The organism is Tsukamurella paurometabola, assembly GCF_900631615.1.
In the GTDB taxonomy this organism is placed as follows: domain Bacteria; phylum Actinomycetota; class Actinomycetes; order Mycobacteriales; family Mycobacteriaceae; genus Tsukamurella; species Tsukamurella paurometabola_A.
The window spans coordinates 1,847,685-1,869,564 of sequence record NZ_LR131273.1; the positions used below are offsets into that span (position 1 = coordinate 1,847,685).

Below are 21,880 nucleotides of genomic sequence, written 5' to 3' on the forward strand. Positions count from 1 at the left end.
GCGCCGGCACCGCGGCGCGCCCGTCGCGCCGCTGCCGCTGCGTGACGGGGTCGACCCGACCCGGCTCGTCATCGCCGAGGAGGAGGCCGGCCGCACTCTCGGTGAGGTTCTCGAGGCCAGGTTCCCCGGCACCGCGGAGTACGTGGCCCGGGAGAGCGCGGCCGGGTGCGTCCTCGGCTCCGACGGTGCGCCGCTCGGGCCCGGATCGGTCCTCGCCGCCAGGCAGGCGGTGTGGATGTACCGCGAGCTGCCGGACGAGATCGACGTGCCGTTCGCGATGCCGGTGCTCTACGAGGACGAGCGGATCGTCGTCGTGGACAAACCGCACTTCCTCGCGACGATGCCGCGCGGGGCCCGGGTCGTGCAGAGCGCCCTGGTGCGCCTGCGTCGCGAACTCGACGAGCCGCAGCTCTCGCCCGCGCACCGGCTCGACCGGCTCACCGCCGGCGTGCTGCTGTTCACCCGCGACCCGGCGGTGCGCGGCGCCTATCAGCAGTTGTTCGCCACCGGCGGGGCGCGCAAGGAGTACGCGGCGCTGGCGCCGGTGGATCCTGGCCTGGAGTTGCCGACGGTCGTGGAGTCGCGCATCGAGAAGACGCCGGGCATCATGCGCGCCTACGAGGTGGCCGGTCCGGTCAACGCGCGCAGCCGCGTCGAGCTGGAGGCCGAGGTGCCCGACGGTCGGGGCGGCATCGTCGGGCGGTACCGACTGCGCCCGGAGACGGGTAAGACGCATCAGCTCCGGCTGCACATGTCCGGGCTGGGGGTGCCGATCCTCGGCGACCCGCTGTACCCGGAGCCGCGGGAGTTCGTGGACGGCGACTTCTCCGACCCGCTGCGCCTGCTGGCGCGCCGGTTGGCCTTCACGGACCCGATCGGCGGAACCGAGCGGGAGTTCGTGAGCTCGCGTGCACTCAGCGCCGGGGAATTCGCAGTGCAGCACGAACCTCCGAAGGCGGATTCGGCTTCGGAGGGCAACTGAGTGCGGAATCTCCGGGTGCTTCCGGCTACCGCGTCGTGGGCGAGCCCAGGTACGCGCTGATGCCGGCGGCGATCGCGTCGGCGAGCCGCTGCTGGCCGTCGGCGGATTCGAGCACCCTCGCCTCGGTCGCGTCGCGGAGGTTGCCCGCCTCGACCAGTACCGACGGCACCGTCGCGAGGTTCAGCCCGGCGAGATCGGAGCGCGGGTAGAGGCCGCCGGAGCCGATGTACGAGGCCGGCGTGAAGCCGCCCGCGACCAGCGCGTCGCGCACCTTCGCGGCGTACGCGGGGCTCGCGGTCTGCTGCGCCGGGTTGAGGGGCGGCGAGGAGAGATTCACGTGAAACCCTCGGTTACCGGGGGCGGAACCGTCGGCGTGGATGCTCACCGCGGCGTCGGCGCCCCAGGAATTCGCGGCGGCCGCGCGGGCGTCGATGCACGACGCGACCGAGGTGTCGTCGTTGCGCGAGAGCATCACCTGCGCGCCCGCGGCGGTCAGCGACTGGTAGAGCTTGTACGCCACGGCGTAGTTGAACGTGTGCTCGGGAACGCCGTTCACGCTGGTCGTCCCGGTGGTCTGGCACGGCTTGGTGCCGCCGCGGCCCGTCGGGACCTGCTTGGTGATCGACGCGTCGTTCGCGCCGTTGTGGCCGGGATCGACGAAGATCTTCTTGCCCGCGAGGGAGCCCGCGCCGAGCGGGGCCGCGTTGTTCACGAGGGCGGGCCCGGCGGGCGATAGGCTGGAGGGTGCGGCCGCGTTCCGCTGCTGTCCGGCGTCACCGATGGTGCAGCCGGAGACGACCAGTGCGGGGAGCACGCCCGCGGCGAGGAGGGCGGAACAGCGGTTCTTCACGAATCGCACTGTACCGCCCCAACCGGCACAGTGGTAACACAAGTAACACGAATCGGACATAGCGGGTCCTTGGACCGGCGTAGGGAGAGAAGCATGCAGCCCGGAGGCTCGATGGAAGACCTGATGGCCCAGGTCGGCGCGATGCAGCAGCAGCTCATGGCGGCCCAGCAGGAACTCGCGGTCACGACGGTCGACGGCGAGGCCGGCGGCGGCCTCGTCAAGGTCACCGGCACCGGCGACGGTCAGGTGAAGTCCGTGACCATCGACCCCAAGGTGGTCGACCCCGAGGACGTCGAGACCCTGCAGGACCTGGTCCTGGGCGCCCTGGCGAACCTCGCGGAGAACACCGCCGCCGTCGCGCAGCAGAAGATGGGTCCGCTGGCCGGCGGGCTGCCCTTCTGACGGTCGGCACGTGTACGAAGGACCCGTTCAGGAGCTGATCGACGAGTTGGCGAAGCTCCCGGGGGTGGGGCCGCGCGGCGCCCAGCGCATCGCCTTCCACCTCCTCGGGGTGCAGCCCACCGACATCGATCGGCTCACGAACGCGCTCACCCGCGTGCGCAACGACGTGCGCTACTGCGAGGTGTGCGGCAACGTCTCCGCGGAGGCGCGCTGCCGGATCTGCTCCGATCCGCGGCGCGACGCCTCCAAGATCTGCGTGGTCGAGGAGGCGAAGGACGTCCAGGCCGTCGAGCGCACGCGCGAGTACCGCGGTCTCTACCACGTCCTCGGGGGCGCACTGAATCCCATCAAGTCCGTCGGCCCGGACAAGCTGAGGATCCGTGAGCTGCTCGTCCGCCTCGGCACATCGGTCGACGGGGTCGACGTCGATGAGGTGATCATCGCGACCGATCCGAACACCGAGGGCGAGGCCACCGCCGCGTTCCTCGTGCGGATGCTCAAGGACTTCCCCGGCCTGACGGTGACCCGCCCCGCCGCGGGCCTGCCGATGGGCGCCGAGCTCGAGTTCGCCGACGAGCTCACTCTCGGCCGCGCGATGAGCGGCCGTCGCTCGCTGGCCGAGCCGCCCCGGGTGCTCGAGGAGTTCCCGCCCGCGGGCGGGTGACGCATGGAGGCACCCGAACTGCTGGCCCGGCTGGGCGGGCCCGAAGGCATCGTCGCTATCGACGGGCCGTCCGGGGCCGGCAAGTCCACGTACGCGCAACACCTCGTCGGCGATCTCCGGGCCGACGGTGCTCGCGTCGCCCTGGTCCGCACGGACCACTACGCCACCTGGGACGATCCGGTCTCGTGGTGGCCGCGTCTCGTCGCCGAGGTGGTCGATCCCCTGGTACGCGGGCGCGACGCCTTCTACCGCCCCCTGGTCTGGCGCGACGGCGTGCCGACCCCGGGGGAGGAGCTGCGCGTCCCGCGGGCCTCGCTCATCGTGATCGAGGGCGTCTCCAGCGCACGCCGCTCGTTCTTCGACCGTCTATCCCTGGGGCTCTGGCTCGACGGTGGCACCGCGGAGCAGCGGCTCGAGCGGGCCGTCGCCCGCGACGGTGAGGAATCGCGGGCCGAGCTCGTGCGGTGGCAGGAGTTCGAGCGCGGGTGGTTCGCGGTCGACGGTACGCGCGAGCGCTGCACCGTCGTCGAACCCCGGGGCGTCGACGCCTAGAACCCGTCGGTGCCGTGTGGCACCGTCGGAGCATGGACGCGCGGACCGGCGAGGACGGCATGAAGGCCGACCTCCAGCACTACCTGGATCAGGCGCGTGACGCGCTGCTGTGGAAACTCGAGGGCCTCCGCGAGTACGACCTGCGGCGCCCGCTCACGCCCACGGGCACCAACCTCCTCGGTCTGGTCAAACACTGCGCGATGGTGGACTCCGGCTACCTCGGTGGCTGCTTCGGCATGCCGTTCACCCATCCGTACCTCCCGGATCCGGAGGCGCCCGACTACGCCCCGGACGACGACCTGTGGGTACGCGCCGACGAGCCGACCGCAGCGATCGTCGACCTGTTCACCCGGTCCCGCGCGCACGCCACGGCGACCCTCGCCGGACTCCCGCTCACGGCGACGGGCTCCGTGCCGTGGTGGGGCGAGCGTGGCAGGTCGGTCACCCTGCACCGGCTGGCGATGCACACCTTCTACGACCTCGACCGGCACGCAGGCCAGGCCGACATCCTCCGCGAGGCGATCGACGGTGCCGCGGGGTTGCAGGCCGGCAACAGCAACCTCCCCGACGGCGTCGATCGGACCGCGCACCGCGCGAAGGTCGAGGCCGCCGCTCGCGCCGCGGAATAGGATCGAGCCATGCGCCTGCGCGACCATCCGACCATCGAGGTCTCCCGGAGACTCGCCTGTCCGCCCGAGGTGGCGTGGCGTCTCGTCACCGACATCACGCTCCCCACGCGGGCGGCGGGGGAATTGCAGCGCGTCGAATGGCTCGACGGCGCGACGGGCGTTGCGGTGGGTGCGCGGTTCCGCGGCCACAACGCGGATCCGGAGATCGGCGAGTGGTTCACCGAGCCCGAGATCACGGAGGTCGAGGACGGCCGGCGGTGGGTCTGGCGGGTCGGCCCCGCCGAGGATCCTCTGGCCACCTGGGGGTTCGAGGTCGAACCCGCCGAGGGCGGCTCGCTGGTCCGGCAGTGGGCGCGCGCGGGAACGGGAACGTCGTCGCTCAGCGAGTACATCGTGCAGCACCCGGAACAGGAGGCGCGGATCATCGACTTCCGCCTCGGCCTCTGGCGCGATTACATGGCGGCCAACCTCGACCTCATCGCCCGCGAGGCGGGCTGACGTGACCGTCGGGTACGCCCTGTTCGAGACCGCCGTCGGGCGGTGCGGGATCGCCTGGGGCGCCGACGGTGCCGTCGCCGCGGTCCAACTGCCGGAGGCCACCGATGCGGAGACCGCCGAACGCGTGGCGGGCGGTGCGCAGGTCGCCGAGCCGCCGGCGGGTGTCGCAGGAGTGGTCGCCGCGATCCAGGCGCTGGTCGACGGAACGAACCTCGACGACGATCTCGCCTGGGTGCCGCTGGACATGCAGGGACTCACCGACTTCCAGCGCGCCGTCTACGACGTCGCGCGCCGGATCCCGCCCGGCTCCACTCGAACCTACGGCGAGATCGCCACGGAGTTGGGCCTTCCCGGCTCCGCCCGCGCCGTCGGTCGGGCGTTGGGCGAGAACCCCTTCCCTCCCGTCGTGCCCTGCCACCGCGTCACCGCGGCGAACGGCCGCACCGGCGGCTTCTCCGCCGGCGGCGGTGTGGAGACCAAGATGCGCCTCCTCGCGACGGAGCAGGCGGTTCTGGGGCTCTGGTGACTACGCCGCGCCCGGTGACACGACCGGCAGCCCTTCCGCTCGTGCGGCATCGAGCAGTCGCTTGTCGTAGCTGACGAACGCACTGACCAGCTCGCGGATGCTCACGGCCGACGCCAGATGAATCGCGTCGAGCGATCGCAGACTCGGTGGTCCGATGTGTTCGGCTCCGGCAACGATCTCCTCAGTCACTGAGGCGCCGTTGATCCAGTTCGCGACATATCTGGCGTGGTCGAAAATCTCGTCGTCGTCGCGGCGCGCAGCCGTGCGCATCAGCTCGATGCGGCCGACGTCGCTGGTCGTCAACGTTTCGTGCGCTTCGGCCTGCTCTGCAACCCAGACCGTGAGCGCGTCCGATTCCTGCTCGGCGATGATGAGTTTGGTCAACGCCGAGGTGTCCATGTAGATCATTCTTCCCGCATCTCCAGCAGGATCTGAGTCAATGACTTTTCACCAGGCTTCAGTGGCCTCCGCATCGCGACGAGCTTCTCGAGATCGAACGGGTGCTTGGCGGGCTTGATCTTGCCCGCCGCGACCAACTCGCGGAACTGACGTTCCTTCTCGTTGACCGGGACCAGCCGGGCGACGAGCCTTCCATGGTTGGTCACCTCGATCTCCTCGCCCGCCTCCACGCGGGCGAGGTACTTCGACGCGTGTTGCCGCAGCTCCCGGACCCCGATCTGCTCCATGCGATCGACGGTAGCACTTGATGTGCTACTCATGCCGCGCCGTTCTTATCGCGATGGGCCCGACGCCGGAGTCGGGTTGGCTGCCTCGATACGCACTTCGGGCTGCTCGACCGGGATGCGGTTACGCCGTGGCGTCGGTGCTCCGCGATTCCGCTTCTTCCGCGCGTCCCGCGGTTGTTTGCTGTGCCTACTGCGGGTGACGGAGGCATGCGTCCTGCGTATGGCCTGCGCATGGCCTGCGTTCCGCAAGTGCCCGCTGAACTGGGCGAACGAAGCCATGCGTCGCACGCATGGCTCCGCGCGGAGAGACACCGCTCCGCGGGCCGGGCCGACCGCGTGCACCCGGACAGCCCCGGCGGTCCTACTTCCGCAGGCGCTCGCGCCGCAACAGCTCGACGTCCGGCAGGTCCAGCGGCTCGAGCGAGCGCCCGGTCGCGCGGGCGAGGAGGTAGTCGGCCAACTCCGGGTTCCGGGCGAGCGCGGGGCCGTGCATGTACGTGCCGAGCACGCTGCCCTGGACGACACCGTCGACCGCGGCACCCGCGCCGTTGCCGGTGCCCCGGACCACGCGCTGCAGCGGCGCGGCGTCCGGGCCGAGAGCCGAACCGCCGCGGTGGTTCTCGAATCCGGTGAGCGGCTGGGTGAGCCCGTCGATCAGCGGCACGCCCTCGATCTCGCCGATCGAGCGGGTCGCCTGAGGGGTGGTGGTGAGGTCGAACAGCGAGATGCCGTCCACGCGCTCGCCCTCGGAGGTCTCGTACCAGTGGCCGAGCACCTGGATCGCGGCGCAGATCGCCAGCACGGGAGCGCCGCGACCGGCGGCCTCCTGCATGCCCGGGTACTGGGTGAGGTGCCGGGTCGCGAGGCGCTGCGCGTAGTCCTCCGCGCCGCCCAGGGTGTAGATGTCGCAGGTCGCGGGCACCGGATCGGCCAGCGTGATCGGCAGGACCTCGGCGTCGATGCCCCGGAGCCGCGCGCGCTGGCGCAGCACGAGGGCGTTGCCGCCGTCGCCGTAGGTGCCCATCACGTCGGGCAGCACGAGCCCGATGACCAGGGTCGATTCGGTGATCCGGGCCTCGGATCCGGAGAAGTCGATCACTGCGCCGCACCTCGCTTCGACAGGGCCGTGTTGAGGTCGCGGAACGCGGTGTAGTTCGCGAGCACCTCCACCCGTCCGGGCGGGCACGAGGCGATCGCGGCCACCGGGTCGGCCACCAGGGAGTGCTCGGCGCCGGCGTAGGTCAGGCGCACCGCCAGGTCGGCGCCGCGCTCGCCCGACGCCACGACCTTGCCGTTCTCGAACCGCTCGAACTGCACGTCCCACAGCCAGGAGAGGTCCTCGCCGTCGGGGACCTGCCCGTTCACGGCGATGACCAGACCCTCGGCAGTGCCGTCGATCATCGACATGGCCTCCTGCCAGCCGGCCGGATTCTTCGCGAGCAGCATCCGCACGGTGTGCTCGCCGACGGTGACGACTCCGTACCGTCCGGCGACCTCGCCGACGGTGCCGACCGCCTCGACCGCGGCGTGCGGATCGGCGCCCATCGCGACGGCCGCCGCCACGGCCTGCGCGGCGTTGCCGCGGTTGGCCCGGCCCGGCAGGCGCAGGGTGAGCGGCGCGACGAAGCCGTCGGGCCCGTGGATGTTCTCGTCGTCCACCCACCAGTCCGGCTCCGGGCGGGAGAAGTCGGTCCCCGTCGAATACCAGTGCGCGCCGTCGCGGACGATGGGCTCGCCCGAGCGCGGGCACGATGTGGAGTCGCTGGTCCAGCCCGCGCCGGCGGCGACCCAGACGACGTTCTTCGCGTCGTAGGCAACCGAGGTCACGAGCACGTCGTCGCAGTTCGCGACCACGGTGAGCTCTGGGTGCGCCTCGACGCCCGCGCGCAGGCGGCGCTCGATGGCGTTGATCTCGCCGACGCGGTCCAGCTGGTCCCGGGACAGGTTCAGCAGTACCAGGGCCTCGGCGTCCGTCGCGTCCAGGACGTGGGGGACGTGCAGCTCGTCGACCTCGAGCGCCGCGAGCGGGGCTTTCAGGTGCGCGGTGAGCGTGGCGACGATGCCGGCGTCCATGTTGGCCCCGTCGGCCTGCGTGGCGACCTCGCGGCCGAGCGTGCCGAGGGCGGCGGCGGTCATCCGGGTCGTGGTGGACTTGCCGTTGGTGCCGGTCACGACCACGGTGCGCTTGCCCGCGGCGAGCCGGGACATGAGGTTCGGCTCGATCTTGAGGGCCACGAGGCCGCCGATCATCGAGCCCTTGCCGCGCCCGGCGCGCTGCGACGCCCAGGCTGCGGATCGGGCGGCGAGCAGCGCCGCGCGGGCGCGGAGGGGGAGTCCGGGCATGCGCTCCAGGATAGGCCACCACGCCCTACCCTGGATTCATGCCCGAACTCCATGAAGATCGGCGCCGCGCTCTCTCCTTCGGTGCGATCGCGCACGACTACGACCGGCTCCGGCCGCGCTACAGCGATGTCACGCTCGACGCGATCGCGGCCGGCGGCACCGCCCTCGACGTCGGTGCAGGGACGGGCATCCTCGCCCGGCAGCTGCGGGACCGCGGGCTGGAGGTGCTCGCCGTGGAGCCCGACGGTGCGATGGCCGCCGTGGCGCGCGCCTCCGGCGTCCCCGCCGAGGTCGCCACCTTCGAGGAGTGGGAGGCGCGCGGCCGCACCTTCGACCTCGTGACCTTCGGTCAGTCGTGGCACTGGGTCGACGCCGACACGGCGGTCCCACGCCTCGCGGGCCTGCTCAACCCCGGCGGCCGCGTCGTGTTGCTCTGGAACAAGCTGCGGCCGACCACGCCGTCGAACGACGACCTGCGGGCCGCGAGCGATGACTACGTCAACGTCGAGGCTGCGGGCGCGGGCACCGCGCACGACCAGATGTACCGGATGGCCGAGCTGCGGGGCCGATTCGAGGCGGCCGGATTCACGGTGAGCGAGCGGGAGGACTCCTGGACCGAGACGCAGGAGCGGGACCGGTGGCTGGACCTGGTCTTCACCTACTCGGGCCACTCAACCCTGCCGGACGACCGCCGGGTCGCGCTGCGCGCCGCGCTCGCCGAGGTCATCGGCGACGGCGACGTCGAGCTCGCGGCCGGCACCACCGCCCTCATCGCCGAGCGGTAGCGGCGTGGGCCTGCGCAGCATCCCCAGCAGGCAGCCGGTGATCACGATCGCCGCGCCCGCGAGCGCGAGCATCGTCGGGTGCTCGCCGAGCACCACCGCGCTCGCGGCGATCCCGACGACCGGCACCAGCAGCGTTGCGGGTGCGACCGTCGACGCGGGGTAGCGGGCCATCAACCCGCCCCACAGCCCGTATCCGACGACGGTGCTGAGGATCGCGATGTACGCGACGCCGAGGAGCGCGAGGCGGCCGTCGGCACCGTCGAGGCTGTGGGCCAGGGCCTTCCAGCCCGTGGTGGGCCCCTCGAACGCGGCGCTGAGCGCCAGCATCGGCAGGGGCGGGATCACGGACATCCACAGGGTGAAGCGGAAGGGCTCCGACGGTGCCGCCAGCCGCTGCCCGATGTTGCCGAACGCCCAGCTGAGGCCGCCGAGCAGGGTGAGGATCACGCCGAGCACACCGACCCCGGCAGCGGCGTCCGCGCGGTCGGCGATGATCAGCCCCATGCCGACGACGGCGATGCCGATCCCCGCGACCTGCCGGACCGTGAGCTTCTCGTGCAGGAGGACGGCGCCGAGGAGCACGGTGAAGGGCGCCGAGGACTGCAGGACCAGCGAGGCCAGGCCGGTGGGCATGCCGATGTGCATAGCCGTGAACAGCAGGCCGAACTGGAAGGTGCCCGAGCCGATGCCGTAGAGCAGCAGCCACTTCGCCGGCCCCTTCGGCGGGCGCACGAAGAGCAGCACCGGGATCGCCAGCACGAGGAACCGGAGTGCGCCCAGGAAGAGCGGCGGGAAGTAGTTGAGGCCGTAGCGGATGGCGAGGAAGTTCAGTCCCCAGAGCACGACGACGGTGAGGGCGACGAGGCGGTGGCGGGGGCTCATGTCCTCCACTTTCCCGTGCCATGAACGGAAGGACAATCGAATACTTCTTGACCGTCCATGTAGCTTGACTACATGGATGTGCACCGTCTCCGGATCCTGCGCGAGCTCGCCGACCGCGGGACGGTCGCGGCGACCGCCCGGGCGATGGACATGACGCCGTCGGCCGTGTCGCAGCAGCTCAAGGTGCTCGCGCGGGAAGCGGGCGTCGACCTGCTCGAGCCCGACGGGCGGCGGGTGCGCCTCACCGACGCCGGGCTGGCGCTGGTGGTGCGCGCGGAATCCGTCCTCGGCGAGTTGGACCGGGCCCGCGCGGAGATGGACCGCTACCGGTCGACGCCGATCGGCGTGGTCAGGCTGACCCTGTTCCCCTCGGCGGCCGAACTGCTGTTGCCCGGCGTCCTGCGCCGCACCGCGGCGGCGGGTGTCCAGGTGGCCGCCGCCGACGCCGACCTGCCGGGCACCGAGCTGCCGGCGATGCTCGCGGACGCCGACGTCGTGGTCGCGCACCGCGACGAGCGCGCGGCGCCGCTGGGCGGCCCGCGCATCGCCTCCCGCGTGCTCATGCGCGAGCCGATCGACGTGGTGGTGCCCGTCGACCACCCGCTCGCCGACGCCGGCCGGGTCGCCGCATCGCAGCTTGCCGACCTGGACTGGATCAGCGTCCGCGACGGCTTCCCCGTCGACGACGTCCTCCGCTCTCTCGCGACGATCACCGGTGTGCAGCCGCGGGTCGTCCAGCGGATCAACGACTTCCACACGATCCAGGCGATGGTCGCGGCCGGCCTCGGGGTGGCGCTCGTCGCGCGCCACGCGGTGACGCATCCCGGCGTGCGCAGCCTGGAGATCGTCGGCGTGCTCGCCGCCCGCATCCTCGAGGTGGCGACGCGGCCCGGGGCCGACCGCCGGCCCGCGATCGCCGCGGTGCTCCGCGCCCTCGACGAGGAGGTCGCCGCAGTGAGTTGACGGTCGGCGCCGATTCATCCCATGATTTCAGTGATGACGTCGCGCCCGAACGACCCCGTCCCCGCCCCGCTCCGAGCCGTCGGCGCCCTGACCTGCGCCGCCGCCCTGGTGACCATGGGCATCTGCCTGCGGTTGATCTTCGGGAGCGCCTCGGCGGTACTCGAGGAGATCCGCGACGCCTACGGCCTGAGTGGCGCCGAGGTCGCCCTGCTCACCACCGGCCCGGTGCTCTGCCTCGGCCTGTTCTCGGCCGCTGCGCCGCGCCTCGCCCGCCGATACACCGCCGTCGTGGTGGCCACCGTCGCCGTCGCCATGATCGCGATCGGAAGCGCGGTCCGGATCGCGCCGAGCTGGGCCGTGCTGCTCGGTGGCACGATGCTCGCGGGCGCGGGGATCGCGCTCGGGAACGTGCTCGGCCCCGTCCTCGTGCGGATCTTCTTCCCGCACCGGATCGGCCTGATGACGGGCCTGTTCACCTCGATGGTCTGCCTCTCCACCGGCTTCGCCTCCGCGCTCACGGTGCCCGGCGCGACGGTGCTCGGCGGCAATTGGCGCGGTTCGCTCGCCCTGTGGGCGATCCCCGCCCTCCTCGCAACCGCGCTGCTGGCCGTGGTCACGGTGCGCTACCTCCGATTCCACCGGGGCGCGGCCGCGGACGACGGTGCCGCCGGCCGCGGCGCCGCCCGCTCGGTGCTGCGCAGCCCCGTCGCCTGGGCCGTCACCGGGTTCATGGGGCTCCAGTCCCTCCAGGCCTACGCCCTCATCGGATGGATCCCCACGATCTACCGCGACCGCGGGCTGTCGGCCGAGACGGGTGGGGCGATGCTCGCGATCGGCGGGCTGCTCAGCGTGGTGACCGCGCTGACGTTCCCGCAGTGGGCCGCGCGACGCCGCGAGCAGCGGATCGTCGCGGTGGTCGCGGTCGGGCTCCAGGCCGTCGGGGTGATCGGAGTCCTCGCCTTCGGCGACGGCCTCGGCGCGTGGATCGCGAACGCCTTCGTCGGATTCGGGCTCGGCGCGATGATCTCGTTCGCCGTGACGATGATGAACCTGCGTGCCGCCACCACCGCCGAGGCGGTCTCGCTGTCGGCGATGTCGCAGACCGTCGGTTACCTGCTCGCCGCGTGGGGCCCGATGCTCATGGGCGTCCTGCACGGTGTGCGGGGCGACTGGACCCTCCCGCTGGTCAGTCTCCTGGTCCTGCTCGTGCCCCTGCTGCTGTGCGGGCTCGTCGCGGGCGCCGACCGCACCGTGTCGCGGCCGCCCTCAGTGCGCGACGGTGTGCAGGCCGGCCGGCAGGAACCGTAGGAGCAGGTCGCGCGCGGCGTCGGAGTCGCGGTCGACGAGGTGGGTCAGCTGGACGCCCTCGTACAGCGCGATCGCGTACCGGGCGAGCGCGGTGGCGTCGGCCGGCCCGACGAAGCGGGCGAGGGCGGCGGCGAGCCGTTCGCGGAGGACGACATCCCGGTCCGTGAGGCGACGAGCGGCGTCGCGATCACGCGCCGCATAGATGGTGAACTCCGTGGACAGCAGCGCCCACCGGCGCTCGTCGGGGTCGTCGTGGGCTGCTGCGCGCGCAGCGCCGGCGATGGCCGCGTCGAGCGAGTCGGCCCCGTCGATCACGGCCGTGATCCGGCCGATCCGGTCCTCGGCGTGCCGGTCGAACAGGGCGAGGAACAGCGCTTCCTTGCCGGAGAAGTTCGAGTAGAAGGCGCCGCGGGAGAGCTCGGCGCGGGCGCAGATCTCGTCCATCGAGGCGGCGTGGAAGCCGCGCTCCGCGAAGACCGCCAGCCCGGCGTCGAGGAACTTCTCGACGGTCCGCGCGCGGGTGCGCTCGCCCTTCGCCACGTTCCACCTCGAATCCGTTGACCGTTCCGGTGCCCCGTGCAAGGATAGCGATAACTAGACCACTCAGTCTATTTATCGAGGAGGCGGCGTGACCGAGGAACGATCGCCGATCGCGGAGTTCGAGCCGGACGCGATCGTCGTCGGTGCGGGACTCGCGGGCCTGGTGGCCGCGTACGAACTGTCACGCGCGGGGCGGCGTGTGCTGATCCTGGACCAGGAGAACCGCAACAACCTCGGCGGACAGGCGTTCTGGAGTCTCGGTGGCCTGTTCCTCGTGGACTCGCCGGAACAGCGCCGTCTCGGTATCAAGGACTCCTTCGAGCTCGCGTGGCAGGACTGGCAGGGCTCGGCGGCCTTCGACCGCGAGGACCAGGATCACTGGCCCCGGCGGTGGGCCCGGGCCTACGTCGAGTTCGCGACCCACCGCAAGCGTGACTACCTGCGGCGGCTCGGCCTCGGGTTCACGCCCGTGGTCGGGTGGGCCGAGCGCGGCGGCGGCGCGGCGGACGCGCACGGCAACTCGGTGCCCCGCTTCCACCTGACCTGGGGGACGGGCCCCGAGGTCGTCCGGGTCTTCCGTGAGCCCGTCGAACGCGCGGAGAAGCGGGGCCTGGTGCGCTTCGCGTTCCGGCACCGTGTCGACGAGCTCATCACCGAGGAGGGCGGTGCCGTCGCCGGAGTCCGGGGAGCCGTCCTCGAACCCACCGACCTCGACCGCGGCGTGGCGAGCCCCCGCGACGTGCGGGGCGAGTTCGAGTTCCGTGCCCCGACGGTGCTCGTCACCTCCGGCGGGATCGGCCACAACTTCGATCTCATGCGCACGTACTGGCCCACCGAACGGCTCGGTCCCTTCCCGAAGCACATGATCGCCGGTGTTCCCGCGCACGTGGACGGCCGCATGCTGGCGATCTCCGAGGCGGCCGGTGCCAGCATCGTGAACCGCGACCGGGTATGGGCCTACACCGAGGGCATCCACAATTGGGATCCGATCTGGCCCGATCACGCCATCCGCATCATTCCCGGACCGTCGTCGCTGTGGTTCGACGCGGACGGCAACCGCTTCGCCGCCCCGAACTTCCCCGGCTTCGATACCAATTCGACGATGAAGGCGATCCTCGACACCGGGTACGACTACTCCTGGTTCGTACTCACCGAGACGATCATCGAGAAGGAGTTCGCGCTCTCCGGCTCGGAGCAGAACCCGGACATCACCGAGAAGGACCTGAAACTCGCTCTGGGGCGGGTGAAATCGAAGGGCGCGCCCGGTCCCGTCGAGGCCTTCAAGCAGCACGGCGAGGACTTCGTCGTCGCCGACACCCTCGAGGAGCTGGTCGCCGGGATGAACCGGATAGGGCGCGGTGGGCACATCGACCTCGAACGCCTGCGCACCCAGATCGAGGCGCGCGACCGCGAGACCGCTAACGCGTTCAGTAAGGACGCGCAGCTCCAGGCGATGCACAACGCGCGGAACTACCTCGGCGACAAGGTGGTGCGCGTCGCGAAGCCCCATCGCATCCTCGACCCCGAGCACGGTCCGCTCATCGCGGTGCGCCTGAACATCCTGTCCCGCAAGACCCTCGGCGGGCTCGAGACCGACCTCTCGGCGCGGGTCCTGGGGGCCGACGGTGCGCCGGTCCCCGGCCTGTACGCCGCGGGCGAGGTCGCGGGGTTCGGCGGTGGCGGGGTGCACGGCTACAACGCGCTGGAGGGCACCTTCCTCGGCGGGTGCATCTTCTCGGGGATGACGGCGGGCCGCGCCGCGGCCGCGGCGACGAGCGATCGACACGGAGGTCCACGGGCATGAGCGCACGTACGGCATTGGTGACCGGAGCCACCTCCGGTATCGGCTACGAGACGGCGAAGCTGCTGGCGCAGAAGGGCTATCGCGTGCTCGGCACCAGTCGCAATCCCGGCGCCGTCGCCGCGGACAAGCGGATCCCCGGCGTCGAGTACCTGGCCCTGGATCTGGCGGACCGCGAGTCGGTGGCCGCGTGCGCAGCGGCCGCCGGCGCTGTCGAGGTCGTGGTGAACAACGCGGGCGAGAGCCAGTCCGGGCCCCTCGAGGAACTCCCCGCCGACGCCGTCGACCGGCTGTTCCAGACCAACGTCTTCGGAGCGGTGCAGTTGACGCAGCGTCTGTTGCCCGCGATGCGGGAGCGGCGCTACGGCCGGGTGGTGATGGTGGGATCGATGCTCGCCAGCTTCCCGCTCGCCTACCGCGGGTCCTACGTGGCGGCAAAGGCCGCGCTGAAGGGATTCGCCTCGGCGGCGCGCCAGGAGCTCTCGCCGTTCGGCGTGTGGGTCTCCACCGTGGAGCCGGGCTCCATCGCCACCGGCATCGGCGAGCGCCGCACGAAGTACGTCGCCGACGATTCCGTGTACCGCGCCGACTTCGACACGATGATCGAGAACCTCGACGCCAACGAGCGGTCGGGCATCACGCCGGCGCAGGTGGCGGAGGTGATCGTGAAGGCGATCGAAGCCGACCGGCCGCGCGAGTTCTACGCGGTGGGAAGCAATGCGCCGCTGGTCTTCCTGCTCAAGCGCCTCGTGCCGGTCGAGGTGGTGTCCGGCATCGTCGCGCGGAAGCACGGGCTCAAGCGGTAGACGTCCCGGGTGATCGGGACATCCGTCCCTGGCGGCAAGCCCAACTACTACATAGCGTCGTAGTTGAACACTCCCGCTGCCCGAGGACTGATGCCCCATGCTCACCGACGCCCACCTCGCCGTCGTCCGCGACTCGCTGCCCGCCGTGGGCGCAGCGATCGACGAGATCACGCCGATCTTCTACCGCCGCCTGTTCGAGGCGCATCCGGACCTGGAACGCGACCTGTTCAACCGGGGCAATCAGGCCGTCGGTGCCCAGCAGAGATCGCTGGCGGCGTCGATCGCGATGTACGCCACCGCCGTCGTCGACGACCGGTTCTCGGCGCGATCGATGCTCGACCGGGTCGCGAACAAGCACGCCTCGCTCGGGGTGGCCCCGGACCAGTACCCGGTGGTGTACGAGCACCTGTTCGCAGCGATCGCGCAGGTGCTCGGCGACGCCGTCACGCCCCCGGTGGCGGAGGCGTGGACGGCGCTGTACTGGGAGCTCGCCGACGAGCTGATCGCGCGGGAGAAGGGGTTGTACTCCGCGGCAGCGGTGACCCCGGACACCGTCTGGCGCACCGTCGTCGTGGCCGAGCGCCGGCAGGAGACCCCGCACACCGTGGCCTTCGTACTCGCCGATCCGCACGGTGTCCCACTGCCGGGATTCCTCCCCGGGCAGTACGTCTCGGTCGCGGTCCGGCTGCCCGACGGTGCGCGCCAGATCCGGCAGTACAGCCTATCCGGCGGGGGTGAGGGGCGGTGGCGGATCGGCGTGCGCCGCGACGGTGAGGTCTCGTCCCATCTGCACGAGTACGCGTTCGAGGGCGCGGAACTGCAGGTATCGCCGCCCTTCGGAGACATCGTGCTCGACAGCGATCCCGACACCCCGCTGGTGCTGGCCTCGGCCGGCATCGGGATCACACCCGTCCTCGGCATGCTCCACCACCTCGCGGAGGAGGGCGGTGCCCGGCGGGTGATCGTGGCTCACGCCGACCGCACGCGCGCGACCCACGCGCACCGGGCCGAGCTGACCGAACTCGTCGGTCGGATTCCGGGGGCCGCCCTGCACACCTGGTACGACGAGGTGCCGGACGGGTACCCGCTGGGCGCGGGGGAGTCCCGCGGACGGATCGACCTGAGGGGCCTCCCCATTCCGCCGGACGCCCACGCCTACCTGTGCGGTCCGCTGCCGTTCATGACCGGCGCGGCCGAACAGCTCGAAGGAGCGGGCCTCCCGCGCGAACGAGTGTGGTTCGAGGCGTTCACGCCGTCCGTGTGATCGCGTTCTGCAGGATCGCCGCGGCCTCGGGGAACCGTTCGGGCTGCGGGCCGGCGTAGGCGAGCCGAAGATGGTTGCCCGTCGGTTCCGCGGGGAACCACTCGTCGCCGGGGCCCACGATCAGCCCGTCGCGCCGGCACCGATCGACGACGGCGCCGAGGTCCACCTCGGCAGGGAGCCGCGCCCACAGCGCGAGGCCGCCCCGCGGCACCGCGTCCACGGCGACCGCGGGCGCGTGCTCGCGCAACGAGCGGACCAGCAGGTCGCGTCGGTCGCCGAGCCGGCGGCCGAGCCGCCGCACGTGCGTGCGCCATGCCGGCGCGGTCACCACGTCGAGGGCGACCGACTGCAGGGCGCCGCTGACGTACATGGCGTCCGCCTGGGTGTCGGCGAGGATCCGGTCCCGCGCCGGGCCGCGCGCGATGACCGCGGCCACCCGGACCGCGGGTGCGACGCTCTTGCTGAGGGAACGGACGTACACCACGTGACCGGCGTCGTCGCGCGTGGCGAGGGGAACCGGCGTCGCGTCGATGCCGAAGTCGTGCGCGTAGTCGTCCTCGATGAGGAAGGCACCGGCTTCACGGACCGCGTCGAGGATCGCGGAGCCGCGGTCGGCGTCCCAGAGCGCCCCTGTCGGGCTCGCGAACGCCGGCTGGGCGTAGAAGGCCCGGGCCCCGGTCTCCTCGAGCACGCGCCGCACGACCTCCGGATCGGGGCCCGACGGTCCGCTCGGGACCGGTACCGGGTGGACCCCGGCCTGCTCCGCAGCGAGGATCGCGCCCCAGTAGGTGGGGGACTCCACCACGAGCGGGCGTCCCGCACCGACGAGCGCGCGGAAGGCGGTGAGCAGCGCGCCCTGACTGCCCGGCGTCACCACCACATCGCGCGCCCCCACGGGGCCGACATCCGCCGGGGTGAGCGTGGCCAGTTCGCCGGCGAACCAGGACCGCAGTTCCGGGAGTCCCGCCACGGGCGGGCGCCCCAGGAGCGCCTCTCCGCGTGAGGCCCGGGCCAGCGCCTGGCGCACCAGTCTTTCCGGTAGCAGCTCGCGCGCGGGATAGCCCGAGTGCAGGCCGATGGCGTCGCCGTCCGACGGGCACAGGGCCGTGGGCGTGGCCGTCGTGCGGCGACCGGAAGCGCCCAGCGCCGCCGTCTGCCAGCCCAGGTCGGCGGGGCGAGCTGAGCGCTCCGCTCGGGTGAAGGTGCCTATGCCGGGGCGCGTTTCGATCTCTCCGAGAGCGGTCAGGCTGCGCAGCGCCTGCTGGACCGTGACCGGGCTGACGCGGTGTTCGGCGACCAGCGCACGGGTCGACGGCAGCTTGGAACCCGGGGGAGCCGCGGCGATCCAGCCTCGCAGGGCTGCCGCCACCCGAGAGCTACTGCTATCGTTGGACATGAAATACAATGATAGCGCTACTCTCCGTCGCCCGGCGGTGATACCGCCCTCGTCGTTCGCGAGGTCCGGCCTGTTCTGGGGCCTGCTCGGGGTCGTCGCCTTCTCGTTCACGGTGCCCCTCACCCGCGTCGCCGTCGGCGACGGCGGGCTCCCGCCCCTGTTCGTCGGCGCCGGCCGTGCCGTCATCGCCGCCCTGCTCGCAGCGACCGCCCTCGTCGTGACCCGACAGGCGCCCCCGCGGGGCCGACAGTGGCTCAGGGTCGCCGTCGTCGCGCTCGGTGTCGTGATCGGCTTCCCCGTCCTCACGTCGTTCGCGCTCACCACCTCGTCGGCGTCCCACGGCGCCGTCGTCATCGCCGTGCTACCGGCGGCGACCGCGGTCGCCGCCGTGTGGCGTTCGGGGGAGCGGCCGCCGTCGGCCTTCTGGTCGGCGGCGGCCGTGGGGGCCGCGTGCGCCGTGGCCTTCGCCGCGCTGCAGGGCGGAGGAGTGGGCGCGCTCGGTCCGTCCGACCTGCTGCTGTTCGGTGCCGTGATCGCTGCCGCGATCGGCTACGCGGAGGGTGGATTGCTCTCGCGGGAACTCGGTGCGTGGCAGACGATCTCCTGGGCGCTCGTCGTGGCCGCGCCGATCATGCTCGCGCTGACCGCGCTCGGGGCCCGCGACGGCATGAGCGGCACCGCTCCCGGCTGGTGGTCCTTCGCGTACCTCGGCGTGGTCAGCATGTTCCTCGGCTTCTTCGCCTGGTACCGCGGTCTCGCGATCGGCCCGATGGCCTCGGTGAGCCAGGTCCAGCTGGCGCAGCCGGTGTTCGGGATCGCCTGGGCGGCAATTCTGCTCGGTGAGCCGATCGGCTGGTCGACGGTGCTCGGCGGCTTCGCCGTCATCGCGGCGGCGGCTCTCGCGGTGCGCACGCGGGCGCGACCCCGACGGGATCATCGGAGCGCCAGCAACTCCTGGACCGTGACGAAGCGGTAGCCGTCCGCACGCAGTCGCTCGATGATCCGTGGCAACGCCTCGCGGTCGGCCCGGCACTCGTCCGCGCAGAAGGGGTGCAGCAGCACGATCGATCCGGGTCGCGTGCGCTCGACGGTGTACCGTTCGATGCCGCCGGCGTCGCCCGCACGGAAGGTATCGGGCTCGACGTCCCAGGTCACCGTCGTCACGCCGCGACGGGAGAGCTCCCACGGTAGGACCAGGAGCTTCTTGCCGTAGGGCGGGCGGAAGGTGATCGGGCCGGTGTACCCGGTGGCCCGGATCAGCGCGTCGGTGCGGTCGAGTTCGGTGCGGACGAAGCCCGGCGTCTCGTTGGTCCCGACCATCCGCCGATGGCTGAACGTGTGGTTGCCCAGTTCATGGCCTTCGGCGACGATGCGCCGTCCGAGCTCGGGCGAGCGTTCGAGCTCGGACCCGAGCGCGTAGAACGTCCCCTTCACGGCGTGGAGCCGGAGCGTGTCCAGCACCTCCCCGGTGGCGTTGGTCGGAGCGTCGTCGAAGGTGAGCGCCACGACGCGCTCCGTGGTGTCCACGCGGTCCACGAGGTCGCCGAAGAGCTGGAACGAACGCGACTTGCTCACCTGCAGGAGGCCGTACAGCACGGCGACCGTGCACAGGAGCACGGCCGCCGTGATGATCAGGCGTCTGCGGACGACCCGCACCCGGACGGTTACGGCGCCCAGGTCCGCGTCGAGGCCTCGCCGACGGCCTCCTCCGCGGCGCGGCGGCTGCCGTTGGCGCGGTTGACCGCGGAGACCACGGCGCGCAGCGAGGCCGTGGTGATCGACGGGGCGATGCCGACGCCCCACACCGTGCGGTCCTCGTCGCCCACGCGGACGATGGCCTCGACGTAGGCCGCGGCCTGCGCGTCGTCACCCGCGGAGAGGGCGTGCTCGCTGTAGTCCAGCACCCGGACCTCGAAGCCGACGGTGCTGATCGCGTCGACGAAGGCGGCGAGCGGGCCGTTGCCCTCGCCCGAGATCTCCTGCTCCTTGCCGTCGACCTTGACCACCGCATCGATGCGGTCGACGCCACCGTCGACCTCGGAGGCGGTCACCTTCTGGCGCATGCGCTCCAGCGGCAGGATCGGGTCGATGTACTCGCCGGCGAAGACGTCCCACATCTCCTTGGGCGTGACCTCGCCACCCTCGCCGTCGGTGATCTTCTGCACCGACTGGCTGAACTCGATCTGCAGGCGACGCGGCAGCTGCAGGCCGTGATCGGCCTTCATGATGTACGCGACGCCGCCCTTGCCGGACTGGCTGTTGACGCGGATCACGGCCTCGTAGTTGCGGCCCACGTCCTTGGGGTCGATCGGCAGGTAGGGCACCTGCCACACGATGTCGTCGACGTCCTTGTCGGCGTCGTCGGCGTCGATCTTCATCTGATCCAGGCCCTTGTTGATCGCGTCCTGGTGGCTGCCGGAGAACGCGGTGTACACCAGGTCGCCGCCGTAGGGGTGCCGCTCGGGGACGGGCAGCTGGTTGCAGTACTCGACGGTGCGCCGGATCTCGTCGATGTCCGAGAAGCTGATCTGCGGATCGATGCCGCGGCTGTACAGGTTCAGCCCCAGCGTCACCAGGCAGACGTTGCCGGTGCGCTCGCCGTTGCCGAACAGGCAGCCCTCGATGCGGTCGGCGCCGGCGAGGTAGCCCAGCTCGGCCGCCGCGACGCCCTCGCCGCGGTCGTTGTGCGGGTGCAGCGACAGGATGACGCTGTCGCGGCGAGCCAGGTTGCGGCTCATCCACTCGATCGAGTCGGCGTACACGTTCGGCGTCGCCATCTCGACGGTGGCGGGCAGGTTCAGGATCATCGGGTTCTCGGGCGTCGGCGCGATGATCTCCGTGACCGCGTCGCAGACCTCCTTGGCGAAGGAGAGCTCGGTGCCGGTGTAGGACTCGGGCGAGTACTCGTAGCGCCAGTTCGTGTCCGGGTACTTCTGCTGCTCCTCGAGTACCTTGTGCGCGGCGTCGGTGGCGATCTTCTTGATCGCCGCCTTGTCCGCGCGGAAGACCACGCGGCGCTGCAGGACCGAGGTCGAGTTGTAGAAGTGCACGATCACGTTCTTCGCGCCCTGGCAGGCCTCGAAGGTGCGCTCGATCAGCTCGTCGCGGCACTGCACCAGCACCTGGATCGTGACGTCGTCCGGGATGGCGCCGTCCTCGATGATCTCGCGGACGAAGTCGTAGTCCGTCTGGCTGGCGGACGGGAAGCCGACCTCGATCTCCTTGTAGCCCATACGGACCAGCAGGTCGAACATGCGGCGCTTGCGGGCCGGGCTCATGGGGTCGATGAGGGCCTGGTTGCCGTCGCGCAGGTCCACGGCACACCACAGGGGCGCGGTGGTCGCCACCTTGTCGGGCCAGGTGCGGTCGGGGAGCGAGATGTGCTCGACCTCGTCGCCGAAGGAGCGGTAACGATGGGCGGGCATGGCGCTTCCGCGCTGCTGGTTCCACGCGGGCTGACCCGGGTTACGGGGGCCGGCGGGAGCGGTGATCTTCGAAACGCCGGAGGTGTAGGAATCGGCTGCAGGGCTCATGGGTCGAGGTTACTTTCTCGGTCTTCCCCCGCGAAGGGCAGGGACGTGGGTCCGGCACGGGCCGGGAGGACTCGACCGGCGCTGCCGTGATCGCACGGCTCCAACCCGCGACGGGGAGCCGGTCTGGATCAGACCCCGCCGCGGCAACCGAGGAGAAGAGCGCGCCACTGCACGACTCGAATGTAGCGCATGTCCGGACGGCGGGGCGCGGGACGGGGGATCGCGGTCCGACGCGGGCGGGCGGGCCGGGCGCCGCACGCCCGAACGGGGTGTGACGTGGAACACGTTCTGTTGACTTCCGGGCGGCGCTCGCCGTCAAGAATGTCGGATCATGAATCCAATTCTGGGTATCGCGGCTTCCGTGCACGGAAAACCTGCAGGATGGCGACCGCTCGGTGAATCTTCTTGAACAGAACCCCTCCGACCTGCGCGGTTCCTGTGACGTTCGCTCGCGGGAATCGTGATTGAAG

General features: G+C 71.5%; 24 protein-coding genes. 14 read left to right on the top strand and 10 right to left on the bottom strand.

From position 1 onward, the window contains the following. The first annotated feature begins 31 nt into the window (after positions 1–31). Complete coding sequence (locus ELY19_RS09240) at positions 32–982, top strand: pseudouridine synthase (protein ID WP_126195928.1); 951 nt, start codon at positions 32–34, stop codon at positions 980–982. Positions 983–1,007: 25 nt separating this feature from the next. On the opposite strand, the gene ELY19_RS09245 is transcribed toward ELY19_RS09240, so the two are convergent. Beyond that, complete coding sequence (locus ELY19_RS09245; RefSeq protein WP_126195929.1) at positions 1,008–1,832, bottom strand: Rv3717 family N-acetylmuramoyl-L-alanine amidase; 825 nt, start codon at positions 1,830–1,832, stop codon at positions 1,008–1,010. 111 nt (positions 1,833–1,943) lie between these two features. On the opposite strand from ELY19_RS09245, the gene ELY19_RS09250 reads away from it, so the two are divergent. From ELY19_RS09250 to ELY19_RS09275, 6 genes are read left to right on the top strand one after another with little or no spacing between them, the layout of a single operon-like run. Beyond that, positions 1,944–2,234 (top strand): YbaB/EbfC family nucleoid-associated protein, encoded by a 291-nt coding sequence (locus ELY19_RS09250; protein ID WP_227967301.1) that lies wholly within the window; start codon positions 1,944–1,946, stop codon positions 2,232–2,234. Positions 2,235–2,244: 10 nt separating this feature from the next. After that, on the top strand, positions 2,245–2,898 hold the full coding sequence (recR, locus tag ELY19_RS09255) for a recombination mediator RecR (RefSeq protein WP_126195931.1): 654 nt from the start codon (positions 2,245–2,247) through the stop codon (positions 2,896–2,898). Between the two features lie 3 nt (positions 2,899–2,901). Beyond that, a complete protein-coding gene (locus ELY19_RS09260; protein ID WP_126195932.1) occupies positions 2,902–3,450 on the top strand; it encodes a uridine kinase family protein in 549 nt (182 codons plus the stop codon). Positions 3,451–3,482: 32 nt separating this feature from the next. Continuing rightward, on the top strand, positions 3,483–4,079 hold the full coding sequence (locus ELY19_RS09265) for a DinB family protein (protein WP_227966685.1): 597 nt from the start codon (positions 3,483–3,485) through the stop codon (positions 4,077–4,079). 9 nt (positions 4,080–4,088) lie between these two features. Next, entirely contained in the window at positions 4,089–4,577 is a 489-nt protein-coding gene (locus tag ELY19_RS09270) for an SRPBCC family protein (protein WP_126195933.1), read from the top strand. Between the two features lies 1 nt (position 4,578). After that, positions 4,579–5,103, top strand: coding sequence for a methylated-DNA--[protein]-cysteine S-methyltransferase (locus tag ELY19_RS09275; RefSeq protein WP_126195934.1), 525 nt, complete (start codon positions 4,579–4,581; stop codon positions 5,101–5,103). Here ELY19_RS09275 and ELY19_RS09280 read toward each other — a convergent pair whose 3' ends face one another. The 4 genes from ELY19_RS09280 to ELY19_RS09295 all read right to left on the bottom strand — a co-directional run bounded on the left by ELY19_RS09280 (position 5,104) and on the right by ELY19_RS09295 (position 8,132). Continuing rightward, positions 5,104–5,502, bottom strand: a complete 399-nt coding sequence (locus tag ELY19_RS09280; protein ID WP_164711568.1) for a type II toxin-antitoxin system VapC family toxin — start codon at positions 5,500–5,502, stop codon at positions 5,104–5,106. It lies immediately after the preceding gene. A gap of 5 nt (positions 5,503–5,507) precedes the next feature. Next, on the bottom strand, positions 5,508–5,789 hold the full coding sequence (locus ELY19_RS09285) for a type II toxin-antitoxin system Phd/YefM family antitoxin (RefSeq protein WP_126195936.1): 282 nt from the start codon (positions 5,787–5,789) through the stop codon (positions 5,508–5,510). Between the two features lie 361 nt (positions 5,790–6,150). Beyond that, entirely contained in the window at positions 6,151–6,858 is a 708-nt protein-coding gene (locus ELY19_RS09290) for a type 1 glutamine amidotransferase (RefSeq protein WP_126198768.1), read from the bottom strand. A 26-nt stretch (positions 6,859–6,884) separates the two neighbouring features. Next, on the bottom strand, positions 6,885–8,132 hold the full coding sequence (locus ELY19_RS09295; protein ID WP_126195937.1) for a Mur ligase family protein: 1,248 nt from the start codon (positions 8,130–8,132) through the stop codon (positions 6,885–6,887). Between the two features lie 38 nt (positions 8,133–8,170). Between ELY19_RS09295 and ELY19_RS09300 the strand changes: the two genes are divergently transcribed. Beyond that, positions 8,171–8,917 (top strand): class I SAM-dependent methyltransferase, encoded by a 747-nt coding sequence (locus ELY19_RS09300; protein ID WP_126195938.1) that lies wholly within the window; start codon positions 8,171–8,173, stop codon positions 8,915–8,917. Here ELY19_RS09300 and ELY19_RS09305 read toward each other — a convergent pair. Beyond that, positions 8,804–9,799 carry an EamA family transporter gene (locus ELY19_RS09305; RefSeq protein WP_126195939.1) on the bottom strand — a complete coding sequence of 332 codons (996 nt, stop codon included), beginning with the start codon at positions 9,797–9,799 and terminating at the stop codon, positions 8,804–8,806. The genes ELY19_RS09300 and ELY19_RS09305 overlap by 114 nt on opposite strands. A 72-nt stretch (positions 9,800–9,871) precedes the next feature. Here ELY19_RS09305 and ELY19_RS09310 point away from each other — a divergent pair, with 72 nt between their 5' ends. Both ELY19_RS09310 and ELY19_RS09315 read left to right on the top strand, forming a co-directional pair. Beyond that, entirely contained in the window at positions 9,872–10,762 is an 891-nt protein-coding gene (locus ELY19_RS09310) for a LysR family transcriptional regulator (protein ID WP_126195940.1), read from the top strand. Positions 10,763–10,795: 33 nt separating this feature from the next. Further along, complete coding sequence (locus tag ELY19_RS09315; RefSeq protein WP_164711569.1) at positions 10,796–12,070, top strand: MFS transporter; 1,275 nt, start codon at positions 10,796–10,798, stop codon at positions 12,068–12,070. On the opposite strand, the gene ELY19_RS09320 is transcribed toward ELY19_RS09315, so the two are convergent. Further along, positions 12,029–12,610, bottom strand: a complete 582-nt coding sequence (locus tag ELY19_RS09320) for a TetR/AcrR family transcriptional regulator (RefSeq protein ID WP_126195942.1) — start codon at positions 12,608–12,610, stop codon at positions 12,029–12,031. The two genes, ELY19_RS09315 and ELY19_RS09320, sit on opposite strands and share 42 nt — an antisense overlap. 88 nt (positions 12,611–12,698) lie before the next feature. Here ELY19_RS09320 and ELY19_RS09325 point away from each other — a divergent pair, with 88 nt between their 5' ends. From ELY19_RS09325 to ELY19_RS09335, 3 genes are all read left to right on the top strand, one after another. After that, positions 12,699–14,414 (top strand): FAD-binding dehydrogenase, encoded by a 1,716-nt coding sequence (locus ELY19_RS09325; protein ID WP_227966687.1) that lies wholly within the window; start codon positions 12,699–12,701, stop codon positions 14,412–14,414. Further along, positions 14,411–15,217 carry an SDR family oxidoreductase gene (locus tag ELY19_RS09330; protein WP_126195943.1) on the top strand — a complete coding sequence of 269 codons (807 nt, stop codon included), beginning with the start codon at positions 14,411–14,413 and terminating at the stop codon, positions 15,215–15,217. Before ELY19_RS09325 ends, ELY19_RS09330 begins: the two co-directional genes overlap by 4 nt. Positions 15,218–15,314: 97 nt before the next feature. Next, positions 15,315–16,481 (top strand): globin domain-containing protein, encoded by a 1,167-nt coding sequence (locus tag ELY19_RS09335; protein ID WP_126195944.1) that lies wholly within the window; start codon positions 15,315–15,317, stop codon positions 16,479–16,481. Here ELY19_RS09335 and ELY19_RS09340 read toward each other — a convergent pair. Beyond that, a complete protein-coding gene (locus ELY19_RS09340) occupies positions 16,465–17,877 on the bottom strand; it encodes an aminotransferase-like domain-containing protein (RefSeq protein WP_126195945.1) in 1,413 nt (470 codons plus the stop codon). The genes ELY19_RS09335 and ELY19_RS09340 overlap by 17 nt on opposite strands. 40 nt (positions 17,878–17,917) lie before the next feature. Between ELY19_RS09340 and ELY19_RS09345 the strand changes: the two genes are divergently transcribed. After that, positions 17,918–18,853 (top strand): DMT family transporter, encoded by a 936-nt coding sequence (locus ELY19_RS09345; RefSeq protein ID WP_416222736.1) that lies wholly within the window; start codon positions 17,918–17,920, stop codon positions 18,851–18,853. On the opposite strand, the gene ELY19_RS09350 is transcribed toward ELY19_RS09345, so the two are convergent. Both ELY19_RS09350 and leuA read right to left on the bottom strand, forming a co-directional pair. Further along, a complete protein-coding gene (locus ELY19_RS09350; protein WP_232015606.1) occupies positions 18,811–19,494 on the bottom strand; it encodes a polysaccharide deacetylase family protein in 684 nt (227 codons plus the stop codon). The two genes, ELY19_RS09345 and ELY19_RS09350, sit on opposite strands and share 43 nt — an antisense overlap. A gap of 47 nt (positions 19,495–19,541) precedes the next feature. Then, positions 19,542–21,410 (bottom strand): 2-isopropylmalate synthase, encoded by a 1,869-nt coding sequence (gene leuA, locus ELY19_RS09355; RefSeq protein WP_126195948.1) that lies wholly within the window; start codon positions 21,408–21,410, stop codon positions 19,542–19,544. Between the last annotated feature and the right edge of the window lie 470 nt (positions 21,411–21,880).